Below are 17,283 nucleotides of genomic sequence, written 5' to 3'. Positions count from 1 at the left end.
ATAGTGTAATCACCCCAACTTGTAACTTAACCTTTATTCGCTATATGAATGGACTGTATCACGCTCAGCAATATGATGAGGATAAAGCTGGTTTATTTTTAAAGATGGATCCAATAAAAGTTGAATGGAATCTTTACCCATCTTATATAAGGGCTGCGCTACCGTCGTAAGTGGGGGAATGGCCTTCTCAGCTGTAGCTGTATTATCGTATCCTATAATGGATATACTTTCCGGTACTCTAATTCCTTTTTTATATAAAAGTGATAAGGCTCCTACAGCCATTTCATCGCTTGCACAAAATACAGCTCTTACTTTTGGGTAACTTTTCAATAAATCGTCCATCCCCTTAATACCACTCTTGAAAGAAAAATCTCCATACGTGATCATTTCATTGGTCACTGTTATTCCCACGTGATTTAATGCGTCTGTAAAGCCTTTTACACGTGGAGTTGTTGAAATGATATCGCTTTTTGTTCCTGCAATCATTCCAATATGTGAATGCCCTTTTTCTACTAAATAGGTCGTGGCATCGTAAGCAGCTTGATAATCATCTACTTTAATAAAGGGAAGGGGATAGTCTGATTGTGTTGCCACTAATACAACCGGTACATTGTTTGTTTCAATCGCTTTATAGTAATCTAGCGTGATAAATTCACTGACGATAATAATTCCATCCACCCGTTTTTCATACAATGCCTGCAAGTAGTTGATCGTTCGTTTACCATCATGATTGGTTTTACATATCATTACACTGTAACCAAACTCATGAGCTTGTTCCTCAATTCCGGCTAAAACCTCACTTGCAAATAAATCAGATACATTGGGAACGAGTACACCTATCGTTTTTGTTTTGCGATTAATTAAACCTCTTGCAACGGCATTAGGTTGATAACCAAGTTCTTTGATTACCTTTTTTACTCGTTGTTGTGTTTCATCCGAGTAGCCAGGCAAATTATTTAAAATACGAGAAACAGTCGCAACGGATACATTTGCTTGCTTTGCTACATCTTTAATGGTAATCGACATGTTTCACCAACTTTCTACGTAAACGTTTTCTAAAAAACCTTAACATATAAATAAAGCGTTTTCAATACAATTTATTTCAAAATTTGAATATTCTAACTTTCGTCAAACGACTTGTTTCATATGTAAACATTTAATCCGTTAATTTCACGATTATGTGAATGAAAAATATATGAAGCATATATTTTGAAAAAAGGGTTAATAGAGGTGGATGTATATGTAAATGAAGGTTTTCGAAAACAAATGCCCCAGATAGAAAACGAAAACATAATATGATGTGATGTTACACACATACACAATGATAAATATACAGTTGCAAATAGTTGGAGTGAAGAGAGGTTAACATAAGCGAAATCAAAAAAACATTCACAGAAAACCGAAATTACCAACACAAAATAGGCGACTATTTCTGCCATCTTAGGGGAGAGAAACAGACTCGTTGGAGATGGGAAATGAAAGAAATCATAGGAAGCACAGCCTATAAAAAGAAGAGTCTCCAGGATAGAAGATGTGTCTTTAGAAAGCCCAAGTTCGTGGATAAAAGTAAGCGCAACTTCCGCAAGTTCACGTGAGATAGTTAAAAGATTGCTAATGCTAATTGTACAGGTAAAACAACATTCTTTCAGCTAACGGGCGCGGGTTTTATTCAAGAAGGAAGAAGCATAGTTTATCCGGACTGATCATCAATCGAATAAAAAATTTTCACCTTTGAATCTAAGCCCCAGATAAGTCATTCTATCCTTTGATTTGAAGTAGCTATTTGTGCAAGAATAGTTCCCTTTTTTATAGTAATTTTTCTGTCTGTACATGCTTTTCAAGCTTAGACACTCATTTTCCATAAACACTATACAAATATACCCATAAAGGGGTGATACCACTTTTTTTTGCAGTAACAGAATATCTTATAAAATTCAAAAATATCTGAAAAATCGTTGAAAAGGTTTTACACATGTGCTAGTGTGTTTTTAGAAAACGTTTACGTAGAAAGTTGGTGGAAATTACAATTATTGATGCAGCAAAGAAAGCCAGTTTTATCTGTTTCTGGCATTCAGAAAAGTGATTGACGAGATTGGTTATCAGGCTAAGGCTGTTGTACTAGATATATTGCTTACTGGTTCTCAAAGTATCGAAACAATTAACAAGTGAAGTTTTAACAGGAATTGATGTTGGGATGATTGCCGGAACAAAAGGAGATGTCATTTCGACAATTCCTCGTGTAAATGGATTTAAGGACGCTATAAATGATGTTGGTGTTACGGTAACCATTCAAATGAGTACATATGGGTATTATGGTCTTCAACGTGGAATAGAAAGGGTGGTTCAAGTTTGGACTATCCAACATTTACAGCCGTATTCTGTTCAAGTGATGTAATGGCTGTTCCACAACTCACGGGCATTGACAGCCGTTATCCGCTATCCGCTATGAGGAAGACTACAGTACCATTAACGTAAACGTTTACGTTGTTTTTAACGACTTAATTCAGTGCAGTCCATAGAGTGATAGGTTGGCAGGCAGACCTCTAAAGCAAATACTTTAGAAAGCGGTTGGGCAGTCAAATCGACAGCTTATGTATTGTGAAGTTGGAGATTTACGGATAATAATTTCAATACATCAAATCAAAATGAGAGGGAGTATTTATGATGGTAAAAGTAACTGTATGGAATGAAAATCGACATGAACAAAAAAATCCAGTTGTAAGAGAAGTCTACCCTGAAGGTATTCATGGTGCTATTGCAGCATTTTTAAAAGAAAGCGGATTTGATGCAAAAACAGCTACATTGGATGATCCCGAACACGGTTTAACAGATGCTGTATTAGAAGAAACAGATGTGCTGATTTGGTGGGGGCATTTAGCTCACGATGAAGTAGACGATGTAATTGTTAAAAAGGTAAAGCAGCGTGTATTAGATGGAATGGGCTTAATCGTATTGCATTCAGGCCATTTCTCCAAAATTTTCAAAAAATTAATGGGTACAAGTTGTGATTTAAAATGGCGCGAAGCAGATGAAAAAGAGCGTCTTTGGGTAACAGATCCTAGTCATCCGATTACTGAAGGTATTTCAGAATATATCGAGCTAGAACGCGAAGAAATGTACGGGGAACATTTTGATATCCCGGCTCCAGACGAATTAGTCTTTACGAGTTGGTTCGAAGGTGGGGAAGTTTTCCGCAGTGGTTGCACATATAAACGAGGCAATGGAAAAGTCTTTTATTTTAGACCAGGCCATGAAACGTATCCAACATATCACAATAAAGATATTCAACGTGTCATTATAAATGGCGTGAAATGGGCACACCCAGTTGACAGAAAACGTCCTATATACGGAAATGCAACACCACTGGAACGAATTGCAGTGAAAAATTAAGGATATTAAAGGGGAAACTGATTATGAAAACAGTAAAAGTAGGGATTATAGGTTGTGGAAGTATCGCTCAACTTCGTCATTTACCAGAATATAAAATGAATAAAGAAGTAGAGATTGTAGCAGTTTGTGATATAAATGAACAGCGCGCCATTGAAGTTTCCAAGCAGTATGGTGCAAAAGTATATAAAAATTATGAAGAATTACTCGCAAGCAAAACGGTAGATGCAGTGAGTGTTTGTACACCAAATTATTTGCATGCGCCCATATCAATCGCAGCTTTAAACAAAGGCGTTCATGTATTGTGTGAAAAACCAATGGCTACGTCAAAAGAAGAAGCTCAGGCTATGATTCAAGCAGCAAAAGAAAGTGGCAAAAAACTTATGATCGGTCACAATCAACGCTTCGTTTCATCCCATCAAAAAGCACGTCAGCTTATTGAATGTGGTGAAATTGGAAGAATATATAGCTTCCGTACTGCATTTGGTCATGGAGGACCTGAGCAATGGAGTGTTGACGGTAAAGAGAGTTGGTTCTTTAAAAAGAATGAAGCGTTTATTGGAGCCATGGGAGATTTAGGTGTGCATAAAACAGATTTACTTCGTTACATTCTTGGTGAAGAAATCGTTGAAGTAGGTGCATTTGTGCAAACGAACGCTAAAGATTTTGCTAATGTCGATGACAACGCAGTATGTGTGTTAAAAACAGAAAGTGGAATTATTGGAACGCTCGCATCTAGTTGGGCGTACGTGGGTCAAGAAGATAACTCCACGATTATTTACGGTGAGAAAGGAATTCTTCGTTTAGAAGATCATCCAACGTATTCCTTAATCGTTCAATACGCAACAGGTGAGGTTGCAAATTATGAGCTTGGCAAAATTCAATCAAACGATGAGGGCGGCCAAGACAACTCACATGTGATTGAACAATTCGTAAATGCTATCGTAGAGGATAAAGAGCCAGCCGTTTCAGGAGAGGAAGGGGCAAAATCTCTATTTGTTATTCTAGCCGCTATTGAATCTCATGAAACCAAACAAATTGTAAGTACCTTTTTAGCGATAAAAGAGCCAGCAGTTTAAAATCTGCTTTATAAAAATATCTTACCATATTAAGAATTTGGGACCTATAGGAGGAAAACAACGTGAAATTGGGTGTATTTACTGTTCTATTTGCAAACTATTCATTTGAAGACATGCTAGATAAAGTGCAAACAGCTGGGTTACATACCGTGGAAATTGGGACAGGCTGCTATCCAGGAAACCATCATTGCCCGTTAGATGAATTATTAGAAGATGCGAATGCGAGAGAAAGCTATAAAAAGAAAGTAGCGGATCGTGGATTGACGATTAGTGCATTTAGTTGTCACGGAAATCCTATCTCACCAGAAGAAGGGTTTGCAAAAGAATCCAATGAAACCTTACGTAAAACGATTAAGCTGGCCTCTTTACTTGATGTACCTGTTGTCAACTGCTTTTCAGGAACAGCTGGTGATCACGAGGGGGCTAAATACCCAAACTGGCCGGTTACTCCATGGCCAAATGAATATGGTGAGATCTTAACTTGGCAATGGGAACAAAAGCTCATTCCTTATTGGAAAGAGGTAGGAGAGTATGCAAAAGAGAATAACGTGAAAATCGGATTAGAATTGCACGGAGGATTTTTAGTTCATACACCTTATACCTTGTTAAAACTTCGAGAACAAACATGTGATGCAATTGGAGCGAATTTAGATCCAAGTCACTTATGGTGGCAAGGAATTGATCCAGTGGCAGCCATTAAGATTTTAGCCAAAGAAAATGCCATTCATCATTTTCATGCCAAAGATACTTATTTAGATCAAGAAAATATTAATATGTTTGGGTTAACCGATATGCAACCATATGGAGAAGTTCGCTCGCGGGCATGGACGTTCCGTTCAGTTGGTTGTGGACATAGTTTAAAAGAATGGTCAGATATGATGAGTGCATTACGCACATACGGGTATGATTATGTGGTAAGTATCGAGCATGAAGATGCGATCATGTCTATTGATGAGGGTTTCGAACGTGCAGTGACAAACTTACAAACGGTTTTAATTGAGAAATCACCTTCACAGATGTGGTGGGCATAACAAGTTAATTTTATTGAAAGATCGTTGTGGTATGAATCTACTTGATCCATATCACAATATTTTTTCAAAATCAAATTATCATAAAATTCTAGTCTATTACAAATTAAAAAATCTGATTCAAGAAGGAGAAAACAATGGCCGAGTTAAGTTTAAATCATATTTATAAAATCTACGATAAAAACGTAACAGCAGTGAAAGATTTTAACCTTCAGATTGAAGATAAAGAATTTATTGTCTTTGTTGGTCCATCTGGTTGTGGTAAGTCAACTACTCTTCGCATGATTGCAGGACTTGAAGAGATTTCAAAAGGCGATTTTTTTATCGATGGTAAACGTGTCAACGACGTGGCACCAAAAGACCGAGATATTGCAATGGTCTTCCAAAACTATGCTTTATATCCCCATATGAGCGTCTATGACAATATGGCATTCGGTCTGAAATTACGTAAATTCGCGAAAGAGGAAATTGATCGTCGTGTACAAGAGGCTGCCCATATCCTTGGTCTAGAGCAATACTTACAGCGTAAACCAAAGGCCCTTTCGGGTGGGCAACGTCAACGTGTTGCTTTAGGTCGTGCAATCGTTCGTGATGCAAAAGTATTTTTAATGGATGAACCTTTGTCCAATTTGGATGCAAAACTGCGTGTCCAAATGCGTTCTGAAATTGCTAAACTACATCAACGCTTACAAACCACCACGATTTATGTAACGCATGATCAAACAGAAGCGATGACCATGGCAACTCGTCTTGTTGTTATGAAAGATGGAATTGTTCAACAAGTGGGTGCACCAAAAGAAGTATATGACGAACCTGCAAATGTATTTGTTGGCGGGTTCATTGGTTCTCCTGCGATGAACTTCTTTACTGGTACCTTAAAAGAGGGTATCTTCCATATCGGACCGGTACGTATTGAGGTGCCAGAGGGAAAAATGAAAGGATTACGTGAGCAAGGATATATAGGTGAACAAATAATTTTAGGTGTACGTCCAGAAGATTTTCATGATGAGCTGATTTTCGTTGATGCCTCACCGAATACAACAATAAATATTAAAGTGGAAGTGGCAGAATTAATGGGTGCTGAAATAATGGTTTATTCACAAATTAATGATCAGAACTTTGTTTCGCGCGTGGATGCTCGTATAGAAGTGAAAGCAGGTCAACAAATGAAATTAGCTATAGACATGAACAAGGTACACTTCTTTGATAGTAAAACGGAGACTCGTATTCCACTTCCTATGAAAACACATAAAAGAAGAGAAGCTGGTGTCTTATAACAGATGTATGAACTACGAGAAATAAGTTTTTTAATTTCAATTAAAAATATAGATAAATTAGTAAGGGTAGAGTGAGGATTAATGGTAGAAAAAAATTGACGTACTTCTTCGTCATGGACTCCAATCTCGATCTGGTGCTGAAATTTGTAGGAAGAGCATCATCTTTTAACAGTGACATTAATATTGTGAAAAAGGAAAAAAGGTAGTTGAGAAAAGTAATATCGGGGGAATAGCCCTGACAGTTAGACATGGCAAAGGAGTTTAAATTTACTGCAGATGGAGACGATGAACAAAGGGCTATCGTAGCTATAGAAAAATTTCTATTGAACAAGGAAAGATAGGAGTTAAACTTCTTAATTACTATATAAAAAAGTAAAGCTGTATAGTCGATAGCTTTTACAAGATTAACGAATTTAATCTTAACTTGCCGTAAGGTTAAGGCATACAGTTCCTTGCCAACTTGAATGAAAAAGGGTGAGTATTGATGGATGAAAAATGGTTAGTGGGTGCAGATATAGGCGGTACAACTATTAAAATGGCATTTATCAATCAAAAGGGTGAGATTATATATAAATGGGGAATTCCTACCAATATAAATGAAAAAGGGAAAAATATTCCTAAGGAGATGGCTAAATCAATAGATCAAACATTAAGTGAGTTGGGGCAAGAAAAACAGAAATTAATTGGTATTGGGGTTGGAGCACCCGGTCCTGTTAACTTGGGGAATGGTTCTATTGATGTCGCAGTTAACTTAGGGTGGAATAACTTTCCTTTGAAGGATCTTCTTGAAATGGGAACATCTTTGCCAGTCATAGTTGATAATGACGCAAATGCAGCAGCCATTGGGGAGATGTGGAAAGGTGCTGGACAAGGGTCAAAAGATTTATTATGTATCACCTTGGGAACGGGCGTTGGTGGTGGAATTATTTCCAATGGGCAAATTGTACATGGAATAAATGGGGCAGGTGGCGAAATAGGGCATATTACCTCTCTCGTAGAGGATGGGGCACCTTGTAATTGTGGGAAAACGGGATGTATTGAAACCATAGCATCTGCCACAGGTATTGTTCGTTTAGCGATTGAAGAATTATCTTTTACCGAGACACCAAGTAGACTGAGGGATTTTTACAATGAACATCAAATATTATCATCTGAGCTAGTATTTGAAGTAGCGAATGAGGGTGATGAATTAGCTAATAGAGTGATTGGGAAAGTTACCCTTTATTTAGGATTAGCATTAGCTCATCTTGCGAATGGTTTAAATCCTGAGAAAATTATCATTGGTGGAGGAGTTTCCAAAGCAGGGGATGCACTGTTAGTACCTTTAAAAGAGCAATTTACTCGTTTTGCTTTTCCAAGAGTATTGCAAGGAGTGGAGTTAGCCAATGCCACGTTAGGAAATGATGCAGGAATTATGGGAGGCGCTTGGTTGGTGAAAAAAAGATTACTAAACAGGAATGGAAATACACCTTTATATTTGTGATAGCACAATGAAAAGGTATAAGAATCAGAAAATAATAAATAATAATTTTATTTTTTACTATTTAAAGAGCATCGGTATTTTCAAAGTGCTCTTTTTTAATTTCAGCACAAAACTTATATTCTACAAGGGGATACAATGTAAATGACGAAATGGGTAGGGAAGACTAAAGTTAAGAACACTCTGGCCATTCATCAAGCCACTAACGAAACAAGGTAACCTGCTTTATAAAATGACATTATCCTTAGTTGACAATATTTATACAAGAAGAAACCGAGAAACGAAAAATTACTTGAAAGATGAGATCATATATAACCAAGGATAAAATAGTCTTGGTCCTACGAATGTATGACAGTAAGGAATACTCCATTAAAGGAATTATTTAATAGGTTTTTTTATACAGAGCTATTCAGAAACGGACCCTATAAACAACATAAGGAGCATACACTTTGCTCCTGTGTTCCCCATCATCTCTCTACTTATCTGCTACTTTGCGGTCTGTGACAGCAACCCTATGACTAGGCCAATAGAAAGTACATCAATTGCAGCTGGTTCTTCAAAGGAAATCCCCTTTTATTTGTAGGGAAAGTAATTATTTAATGGCCGACTTTATTGCTTTCATTTTAACAGCAAATTACTGGAAATCTGATGTAAATTCGTGTAATCTACAAAAGTATGTTTTTTCCAAATCGTAAAGGGGGACCATAATTGAGTTCAACAAATCGTAAACAGACAACAATTGTTGCTCTTTTGCTTGCGGGTACATTTATTGCGATCTTGAATCAAACATTAATGATTACCGCCATTCCTCCTGTAATGGAGGAGATGAATGTTACGGCAAATAGTGCACAGTGGCTAACAACCGTTTTTATGCTGGTTAATGGGATCATGATCCCTGTTAGCGCGTTTTTACTGGAGCGCTTTACCACCAGACAGCTTTTTCTTTCCGCGATGGGGATTTTTGCTATTGGTACATTGGTAGCGGGGCTAGCTCCAAATTTTGGAATGCTGCTGCTAGGAAGGATGATTCAGTCGAGCGGAGCAGGAATCATGCTCCCGTTAATGCAAACAGTCTTCCTAATGATTTTCCCTGTTCATAAACGGGGTGCAGCCATGGGACTGGTCGGTCTGGTCATTTCCTTCGCGCCGGCTATTGGTCCCGCTTTGTCGGGCTGGGTTACGGAGACCTACTCATGGAGGGTTTTATTCTTTATCATTCTTCCAATTGCTATTATTGATATCATAGTTGCGTTCTTCGCTTTAAAAAATGTAACAGAAGTTACACGGCCAAAAGTGGATGTGCTTTCGATTGTTTTATCTTCCGTAGGTTTCGGTGGATTATTGTATGGTTTTACAGCTGCAGGTAATTATGGCTGGACAGACGAGAGTACCATCATATCCCTAGGCATTGGGACAATTTCACTTGTTTGGTTCATCAACAGGCAATTGCGATTGAAGCATCCAATGCTGGAGTTCCGTGTGTTCACGTATTCATTATTCCCGATTGCTATCATTATTGGAGCCATTACCTTTATGGGTCTGATAGGTGCCGAAACGCTCATCCCGCTATTTATGCAAAACATGCGAGGATTTACTGCGTTTGAAGCTGGATTAGCGATACTCCCTGGAGCACTTATTACCGGGTTAATGTCCCCGTTCATTGGACGTATTTTTGACCGGATTGGAGCCAGGTGGTTGGTTATTGGCGGATTACTCCTCATAACCGCTTCCTCCTTTACTTTTATCGATGTGGGTCCTTCGACAAGTTTTACATTTATTATGGTTATGTACAGTATACGGATGTTCGGATTAGCCATGGTTATGATGCCGGTTTCAACGGCCGCCTTAAACCAGCTGCCTAAACGATTAATCGCCCATGGTGCAGCAATGGATAATACGATGAAAATGATTGCCGCATCTGTAGGTACAGCAATACTTGTTACTGTGATGACATCAGCTACCGAAAATGCTCAGCAGCGTCCCGAGATAGTCCATCCTGATATGTATGGCGCGCAAATCTCATTTATTGTCATCGCTGTACTTTCGTTAATTAGCTTCCTCATTTCTTTTAAAATAAAGGATCAAAAATCAGCAGGAAAAGAGTTCGGGGAGAAGAATTAAATATTTGAATATGAGTTTTTTAAGCTTGAAAAGAATCACAATATAGATTCATCTACTTGTGATTCTTTTTTAACTAAATATCCTATTTTCGTCGCCAGGCTCGCTCACCTAATTGAACTCCCTCAGTTTAATACGATTTTCTCGCAAATACCCGCTTATTCGCAGGGTTCCATATTGAATGTATGTTAACGAATAAACGAAGTAAGTTAGGGACATTAAAGCATCGTGAAATAACTCTATTTTTTACTATGTTATGAACATTTTCCAACGCCGCCCTTGGAGGCATTCCCTCACATGTCCTATCATTCCTTCGTCATGCCTATCTAAGGGATTCTAAAAAAGAGGGGGAACAAGTCATCCCGATGATTTGTTCTCCCTCTTTTATCATTTTCTTTCTTTATAAAAAGAAGAAAACATACATGAATTAAATGTAGGTGTTAAAATATCTTTTATTAAATCTGGACTATTTTTCAAATCCTTAATCTTTAAACCATTTTCGAAACTGGATCTTTTAAGAGCGCGCCAAAAATCACAAAAACCCCTCTGAATATGAAGATCTTCTTCTATATATACTCTCCAAACCACAAATGAATCGCATGGCGTTCTTTTTCTAAAACTTTCTCCAAATATATCTCTGAAGTGGAAAGCTACTCATGGCCCAGACTCTACATAATCTGATAGACATCCACTCCATTTAAGTGAGAAATGATGGCAAAAGCATCCCTAAAGGTATGAGGTCCTAAATAAATTCTATATAAAGATTTTATTTATAACATGGAAGCCTTTATAAAACACGATTACTGGAGATCATTTTTGGCGCGTGGCCGAACCTGCTTTTGTAGTTCAGCAGGAGAGAGGGTGTTATTGATCCAGTAGTAAGTGAAACACCCTATAAATGTGTATTGTCGTTTACTGGACTACTAGTATTAAACTACTGGTTTCGCAAGTGTCCATAGCCACTGTATTTTGGTTCTGCTGTAGTATGAGGGTGTCTTTGGATAGCTGAATTTTAAATCAATAATGGCGTATAGACAAGTATTTAATAGGGCAATATATATTATAAAAATTACCAACTATTTCTCATGACAAGGCAGGAAAAACAAATTCTTTGTAGGAACTGATAAAGGAAGGTCCGATTTATTAGTTATGGTGTTTGTTTATATGGGCACATCGAAAAAAAGGCTAAAGAATTGCTTATTTACTAACTATGAAATAATACATATTTGAATTTGTAAATACCATGAATATAACTTAGTTCCCAACAGAAACTAATTAAGGACTTTCAGCAAATATTCAATATAATTTCATGATCGGTTGTTAAATATTTGAATTTTATAAGATAAGACATTCTGTTCTTCTTTTTGAAAGGAGAAATAACTATGAGTCAAGTAAAGTCTGCCATTCCGTGGCCAAATGGAAAGGTCTACTTATTTAATGGTACCAGTAACCAATACATAAGATTTGATTTCCGCAGCGGATTGCAGGATTAAGCACCGAATTCCATCGCCCCGATGTGGCCTGGACTGCCTGACAACCCACCCGATGCTGCTGTTTATTGGGGATTTGGCAAGGTTTACTTTTTTTACGGTGACGAATATGTCCGTTTTGACATATTCAAAAATGTAGTAGACCCGGGCTATATTCCTCCTCTTAAGATTGCTGGGAACTGGAAAGGGTGGCCAGGACACTGGACTGGACACATCGATTCCGCGGTCAACTGGGGAAATGGAAAAATATATTTTTTCCGTGATTCAGAATATCTGCGATATGACATCTCTCAAGACCATGTAGACCCAGGTTATCCAATACCCATCAGCTCCGGCTGGCCCAATGTCTGGCCTGACAAAGTTGATACGGTACTTTATCAGGGTGGGAATAAGGCTTATTTTTTTAAAGACAGCGAGTATCGTCAATTTGACTTAGCAACAAGCACTGTTGATAAGGTTGGACAAATCAGTAGTTTGTCCCTGGATCCAGTGCCACAAGGAATGTGGACGCCAAGCCATGAATTGACTCTAGATCAGGCGAATGAGGTAATGGGTTATCTAATTCAGAGCGGAAAATTGTCTCTAAGTTCCACACAAACCCCTTATACTGGTGATTGGTTAACCGGGATCACATCACCTAAACCTACTACCAGAGTTGTGGTGAAGCCTGCTACCATTGATGGAGTTAATTTTATAAATGAAGCTGGCCCTTCTCCGGTGATAGATAACTTGGATCAACGCATGCTAGTGTGTCTTTATCGACTGACTCAGTGGGTTAATGCCTCGGAACCTGTCATTCAGGTTATTCGACACCTCGGTATTGGTCATGGAAATGGACCGTCTACCGACTGCCACAATCAAGGTAGAGCTCTTGATTTTAGTGGTCTTGAGGGTACCAGTTCAGGGGTGACTTTTGTCCGTAAAGTTCTACAAGATTGGGGGAATAAGCAGGACATTAGTGGAAAAACCTTGCGCTTGGATCCTATAAGTGATCCGCTTGCGCACAGCCTTTTTTTAACGGTATTCCGCTTTGGAACTTTCGAGTGCGAATGTAATGGAATCGGCTTGCAGAACAAGTGGCCACCAAAAGAAATAGGGGATGTAGGCGGGTTTGTTATACATCCAGATTATATTGACCCGCCACCACCAGCGAAGCCGTTAAGGAGCCTTCATCGGAATCACATTCATATGCAAATAGTACCTACTTGATTGTTCATCCCTAAATCAAGAAGATTGAGTTCTAAAAATTTATTTAATTATCTTGGTACTTGTCTACCTAATCTCGAATTTTATTAAGTTTTCAATAAAATATTCTTTTGTTCGTTAACTTATAATGCAAGATTGTTTTTTTCTACTTTTATACAATGATAATTATGTTTAGAACAATTTTGTTAATATTAGCTCCTATGTCTAAAGAAAAATCAGAGAAATCAATACTGTAAACGAATTTTCGATAAAATTGCTTTTTATAAAAGTCCCACTTTTAAGGAGGATTAAATGAAGGTTGATGCTGTTTTTGAAGGCGGAGGGGTACGGGGAATCGGTTTTGTTGGAGCGATTGAAGTACTCGAAGAAAACGGGTATGAATGGGAGCGATTGGCTGGAACGTCTGCTGGATCAATTATAGCAACCTTACTTGCCAGTGGGTATTCTGGAAAAGAAATTAAAGGTTTTATGGTGGATCTAGATTATCAAAAACTTTTGGGAAAGAATTGGTTAAATAATATCCCGGTATTAGGGAATTTGATCAATATATGTTTAAATCTTGGTATATATTCAAATGACTATTTAGAGCAATGGATTAATGATCTGCTTGCCAAAAAAGGAGTTCATACGTTTGCAGATCTTCCTTCAGGCAAATTAAAAATTATTGCTTCTGATATTAGTTGCGGCCGAATGCTGGTCATTCCGGACGATTTAGAAAAGTACGGTCTATCGGAATCGGAATTTCCTTTGGCAAGGGCTGTAAGAATGAGCACATCAATCCCTTTTTTTTTCAAACCAGTCAAGTTAACCACCAAAGGACGTTTCAAACCCCAATATATCGTTGATGGTGGAATACTCAGTAATTATCCTGTATGGATTTTTGATGTTAAAGGCATTCCACGATGGCCAACCTTTGGTTTTCGCTTAACTAAACCATCCATCCAAAAAGGCCCATCTCCTATACAGGGACCAGTTTCAATGTTTAAAGCTATGTTTAGAACTATGATGCAAGCTCATGACCTTCGTCATGTAGAGGAACAAGATGCTGTACGAACAATTTTTATTCCAACCGGAAATATTTCAACGACTGAATTTTCCTTAAATGAAAAGGAGATAAAGTATTTATACTTGTCTGGATTCAAGAAAGCTGAAGAGTTTCTTGATCAATGGAATTTTGAAGAATACAAGGTGGAATACAGGGGAGGAAATATTAAGCCCGAACCCTAGATACCTATATAAAAACCAGGATATACAATCAGATTACATTCGAAAATAAACAGCAATATTTCAATAAGTAAATTTTACTTTTTACCTCACTCATTCATGAAAAGGGTAGTTTGTTTTTATTTCAATCTGTCCTTTTCCTGTCATGTTTCGTTCGATCCTAATCGAATCATTCCTCGTTATTTAACTAAATAATTTCGCCATTACGAATGTAGTGCTTTTCCCTTTCTTTTAATTCCTTTAATCTTTTGTTAACCTTTCGAGTAACCTCCGTAATGCTTCTTTCGAATCAATCAGCACATTCTTCTAAAATTCCAGGTTTTTATGTATTTTAGATAAAAAGCTAACTCTCTTAATGTTATATCATTTAACCGTTTACATTAAAGTAAGTACATACACATTATCAATTTACTAAATAAAATAATTCATGTTTTGTGAGATAATATTGAACCATCTCTTTCAATTATGTAATAAACTCCAACACCTTCCGGGTACATCTGTTTGAAACATTTGAATGTTTCCTGTATCAGCTACTGTCACATAACAGGTTTTTCCATCAGGCCCTCCAAATGTAAGGTTAGTACAATTTTTACCCGTAAGTTGAATTTCACTTAAAAGATGACCATCAGGTGATATCTTTGCCACCACACCTTTGCCAGGGCGTGTTATAAACAAATTGCCTGCCATATCGCAACGCATTCCATCAAGTTCAAAATCAGTAAACTCTATAAATAAGCGTTTATTACTTAATTCATATTTACTTGATAGATCGTATACCCATATTTTTCTTTGTACTGATTCATTTACATATAGTTTTTTATCGTCAGGACTTACTTCAATTCCATTAGTCGTCCCCATATTGGTTTCTAATAAATCAGTGGCCCCATTTTTATTAATACGCCATAATTGTCCCGTTGATTCTGTCCAGTTAGGATCACTAGCGAATAAAACTCCTTGAGCGGTTATCGCTAAATCGTTAGGCTGGTTCATAGCAGGGTTATGAGCAAACACCCTTAATTCTTTGGTTTCAATATTAACCGCGAATATATTATGTTTATTATAATCAGTAACGAACAAGGTTCCATTACGGTCTATACGTGTCCCGTTTCCGATACTACCCGTAGGTAATTCCATAAAGACACTACTATTTCCATTTGGGGTTACTATGCCAATCGTGCCTGTTCTTTCAAAGTTAACAGCGTAAATATTTCCTTTTCTATCACAAGAAGGACCTTCTATTCGAGCTGTAAATCCGTGTGGTATAGTTAGTATTTTGCTTTTCAATGATTCGAAACTCACGGATAAATTCTCCTTTCCAACACTAAATCGTTTTTTTATTTTGAAGGATTCCATTTAACAAGTAGATCCGTGTTTACAATCTTCTTCATTTCTAAAGAATTCCCATTCCAATATTTATTTATCCGCAAGCTAACAAAACTTTAAATTTAAAAATACATTTTTCTTAACATTTTAGAAAATGTTCTATATTTAGAATGCCTAGGACCTGTTGCCATAATCTAGGTTTAACCCTTCTAGCAGAAAATTATGGGTATTCTTATAAAATGTCCCTTTCGATTATGGGGACATTTTATCTAGACCCCAGTTTGAATTTATCTCCTGGACTTTGAATAGAAAGCTACCTTATATATTATTTTATTCACCTTTAAACTTAAAAATGAAGTAGTCTTAAGCTAATCTTTAATTATTTCCAATAATAAATAAAGTCAATTAAGAAAAAATAGTCGTTAAGGAGGTTTTGAAAATAACTGTAGCCTTAAATACTCTAATAGATCGCTCTATTATGAATATGAAAGATGGCATCAATCAAATGGTTAAGGAATCTGCACTGGAGTTAATTAAACGCGCTTATGAAGAGAACAAATTTGTTCAAATTACTTCTGGATTTAGGGGAATGGAAGAACAGGCAGCTTTATATGGCCAGGGGAGAGAATCGTTTATTTACAATGAAAAAGAATATGGGAATCCATCTAAGCCAATTGTAACATATGTAAAACCTGGGCAATCCAAACATAATTTTGGAATAGCGATTGACTTTGTTCTAGTTAGTGATGAAGGTAATCGAGCACTTTGGGATGTTAATGACAAGTGGATAAGAGTGGCGAAATTGGTAAAGAATTGGGGTTTAAATGGGGAGGCGATTGGACTTCATTTAAAGACTATCCTCATTTAGAAATGCAGGAAATAAACCCAAATTCCTTACGTCCTTTGCTTCGTGTAGGGGAACACCGGGGAGTCAGTTAAATACCTTCAAGAAGCACTGACAAGGGCTGGGATTTTTACCGGATCTTGTGATGGAATAGTTGGTCCAATAACTTGGGAAGCCCTTAATCGATACTAGAGAAAGAAGATTTTTTATATTCTATTTTGAAAATTCATTGAATGAATATTAGAAGGGTAAGATAAAAGTGCACCCGTGAAATCCTGAAAATGTACAGGGAATTTATGTTTCACTACATCAAGGAAATATAAATTGGGCTTCAGTCTTAGAATCCGCAAAGTCGTTTGTTTTTATAAAACAACAGAAGGGGCAAACCGTTAAATTAATATAGTTATGAATACTAGAGGTTTTAACGGCAATTTTAAAACCCGCGCTTGATCTTGAAACCATCAAGGGGGACCTGAATAAAGATCAATTTTTATGAATGCCGAGAATATGGATGGTTCGTGTGGTAGAAAAGGTTGGTAAAACCACATATCTGGATTTCAACCATAGAAATCTTAATGAATTATTTGGGCAATATCCATTGTGGTTTGCGGGATATTCAGTAACCTGAAGATTTTGCTAGGTGAATTGAGTGGAAATTCTTACAATAAACAAGTTGTAGTTAGAATGTAGATTTACAGGAAAAGTTGACCTAAACGAAATTAGGAAAGATAGAGAAATTAGAATAAAATTTTGTTTTTTTAACATTTTTTAACATTAATTAAAACCTTACCTAGGAAAAGCTTTATTTCCATTTAAGATAAAGAAAA

At 37.1% G+C, this 17,283-nt stretch carries 13 protein-coding genes and 1 pseudogene; 12 read left to right on the top strand and 2 right to left on the bottom strand.

Annotation, left to right across the window (positions count from 1 at the left end):
* Positions 1-33 precede the first annotated feature (33 nt).
* Positions 34-1,026: a LacI family DNA-binding transcriptional regulator gene (locus tag QUF86_RS23090; RefSeq protein ID WP_289316957.1), complete on the bottom strand. Its 993-nt coding sequence runs from the start codon at positions 1,024-1,026 to the stop codon at positions 34-36.
* Between the two features lie 1,168 nt (positions 1,027-2,194).
* On the opposite strand from QUF86_RS23090, the gene QUF86_RS23085 reads away from it, so the two are divergent.
* From QUF86_RS23085 to QUF86_RS23045, 9 genes are all read left to right on the top strand, one after another.
* The gene (locus tag QUF86_RS23085) at positions 2,195-2,395 is read left to right on the top strand and encodes a hypothetical protein (protein ID WP_230162930.1); all 201 of its coding nucleotides are present in this window, start codon (positions 2,195-2,197) and stop codon (positions 2,393-2,395) included.
* A 269-nt stretch (positions 2,396-2,664) separates the two neighbouring features.
* Positions 2,665-3,390 carry a ThuA domain-containing protein gene (locus QUF86_RS23080; RefSeq protein WP_289335813.1) on the top strand — a complete coding sequence of 242 codons (726 nt, stop codon included), beginning with the start codon at positions 2,665-2,667 and terminating at the stop codon, positions 3,388-3,390.
* 23 nt (positions 3,391-3,413) lie between these two features.
* The gene (locus QUF86_RS23075; protein WP_289335812.1) at positions 3,414-4,466 is read left to right on the top strand and encodes a Gfo/Idh/MocA family protein; all 1,053 of its coding nucleotides are present in this window, start codon (positions 3,414-3,416) and stop codon (positions 4,464-4,466) included.
* Between the two features lie 62 nt (positions 4,467-4,528).
* On the top strand, positions 4,529-5,497 hold the full coding sequence (locus QUF86_RS23070) for a sugar phosphate isomerase/epimerase family protein (RefSeq protein WP_289335811.1): 969 nt from the start codon (positions 4,529-4,531) through the stop codon (positions 5,495-5,497).
* A 134-nt stretch (positions 5,498-5,631) separates the two neighbouring features.
* A complete protein-coding gene (locus QUF86_RS23065; protein ID WP_289335810.1) occupies positions 5,632-6,771 on the top strand; it encodes an ABC transporter ATP-binding protein in 1,140 nt (379 codons plus the stop codon).
* Positions 6,772-7,255: 484 nt separating this feature from the next.
* Positions 7,256-8,254: an ROK family glucokinase gene (locus QUF86_RS23060; protein WP_289335809.1), complete on the top strand. Its 999-nt coding sequence runs from the start codon at positions 7,256-7,258 to the stop codon at positions 8,252-8,254.
* A 705-nt stretch (positions 8,255-8,959) separates the two neighbouring features.
* Entirely contained in the window at positions 8,960-10,372 is a 1,413-nt protein-coding gene (locus QUF86_RS23055; RefSeq protein ID WP_289316952.1) for a DHA2 family efflux MFS transporter permease subunit, read from the top strand.
* Positions 10,373-11,883: 1,511 nt separating this feature from the next.
* Positions 11,884-13,068 carry a hemopexin repeat-containing protein gene (locus QUF86_RS23050; protein ID WP_289335808.1) on the top strand — a complete coding sequence of 395 codons (1,185 nt, stop codon included), beginning with the start codon at positions 11,884-11,886 and terminating at the stop codon, positions 13,066-13,068.
* A gap of 288 nt (positions 13,069-13,356) precedes the next feature.
* Positions 13,357-14,292, top strand: a complete 936-nt coding sequence (locus tag QUF86_RS23045; RefSeq protein ID WP_289335807.1) for a patatin-like phospholipase family protein — start codon at positions 13,357-13,359, stop codon at positions 14,290-14,292.
* A 456-nt stretch (positions 14,293-14,748) separates the two neighbouring features.
* Here QUF86_RS23045 and QUF86_RS23040 read toward each other — a convergent pair whose 3' ends face one another.
* The gene (locus QUF86_RS23040) at positions 14,749-15,588 is read right to left on the bottom strand and encodes an SMP-30/gluconolactonase/LRE family protein (RefSeq protein ID WP_289335806.1); all 840 of its coding nucleotides are present in this window, start codon (positions 15,586-15,588) and stop codon (positions 14,749-14,751) included.
* A 457-nt stretch (positions 15,589-16,045) separates the two neighbouring features.
* Here QUF86_RS23040 and QUF86_RS23035 point away from each other — a divergent pair, with 457 nt between their 5' ends.
* From QUF86_RS23035 to QUF86_RS28750, 3 genes and pseudogenes are all read left to right on the top strand, one after another.
* Positions 16,046-16,480, top strand: coding sequence for a M15 family metallopeptidase (locus tag QUF86_RS23035; RefSeq protein WP_289335805.1), 435 nt, complete (start codon positions 16,046-16,048; stop codon positions 16,478-16,480).
* Entirely contained in the window at positions 16,426-16,551 is a 126-nt protein-coding gene (locus QUF86_RS23030; protein ID WP_289335803.1) for a M15 family metallopeptidase, read from the top strand. Before QUF86_RS23035 ends, QUF86_RS23030 begins: the two co-directional genes overlap by 55 nt.
* A pseudogene (locus QUF86_RS28750) lies at positions 16,547-16,648 on the top strand (peptidoglycan-binding domain-containing protein); the annotation flags it as partial. The gene QUF86_RS23030 and the pseudogene QUF86_RS28750, both read left to right, overlap by 5 nt.
* Positions 16,649-17,283 lie beyond the last annotated feature (635 nt).

It is taken from the genome of Peribacillus sp. NJ11, from assembly GCF_030348405.1.
In the GTDB taxonomy this organism is placed as follows: domain Bacteria; phylum Bacillota; class Bacilli; order Bacillales; family DSM-1321; genus Peribacillus.
Note: the sequence above shows the minus strand (reverse complement) of the source record. Positions and strands in the feature narration are given on the sequence as shown.

Coding starts and splice junctions, on each gene's coding strand:
- QUF86_RS23045 (WP_289335807.1), top strand. CDS start 13,357: ATGAAGGTTGATGCTGTTTTTGAAGGCGGAGGGGTACGGGGAATCGGT.
- QUF86_RS23090 (WP_289316957.1), bottom strand. CDS start 1,026: ATGTCGATTACCATTAAAGATGTAGCAAAGCAAGCAAATGTATCCGTT.
- QUF86_RS23080 (WP_289335813.1), top strand. CDS start 2,665: ATGGTAAAAGTAACTGTATGGAATGAAAATCGACATGAACAAAAAAAT.
- QUF86_RS23085 (WP_230162930.1), top strand. CDS start 2,195: ATGATTGCCGGAACAAAAGGAGATGTCATTTCGACAATTCCTCGTGTA.
- QUF86_RS23075 (WP_289335812.1), top strand. CDS start 3,414: ATGAAAACAGTAAAAGTAGGGATTATAGGTTGTGGAAGTATCGCTCAA.
- QUF86_RS23050 (WP_289335808.1), top strand. CDS start 11,884: ATGTGGCCTGGACTGCCTGACAACCCACCCGATGCTGCTGTTTATTGG.
- QUF86_RS23060 (WP_289335809.1), top strand. CDS start 7,256: ATGGATGAAAAATGGTTAGTGGGTGCAGATATAGGCGGTACAACTATT.
- QUF86_RS23065 (WP_289335810.1), top strand. CDS start 5,632: ATGGCCGAGTTAAGTTTAAATCATATTTATAAAATCTACGATAAAAAC.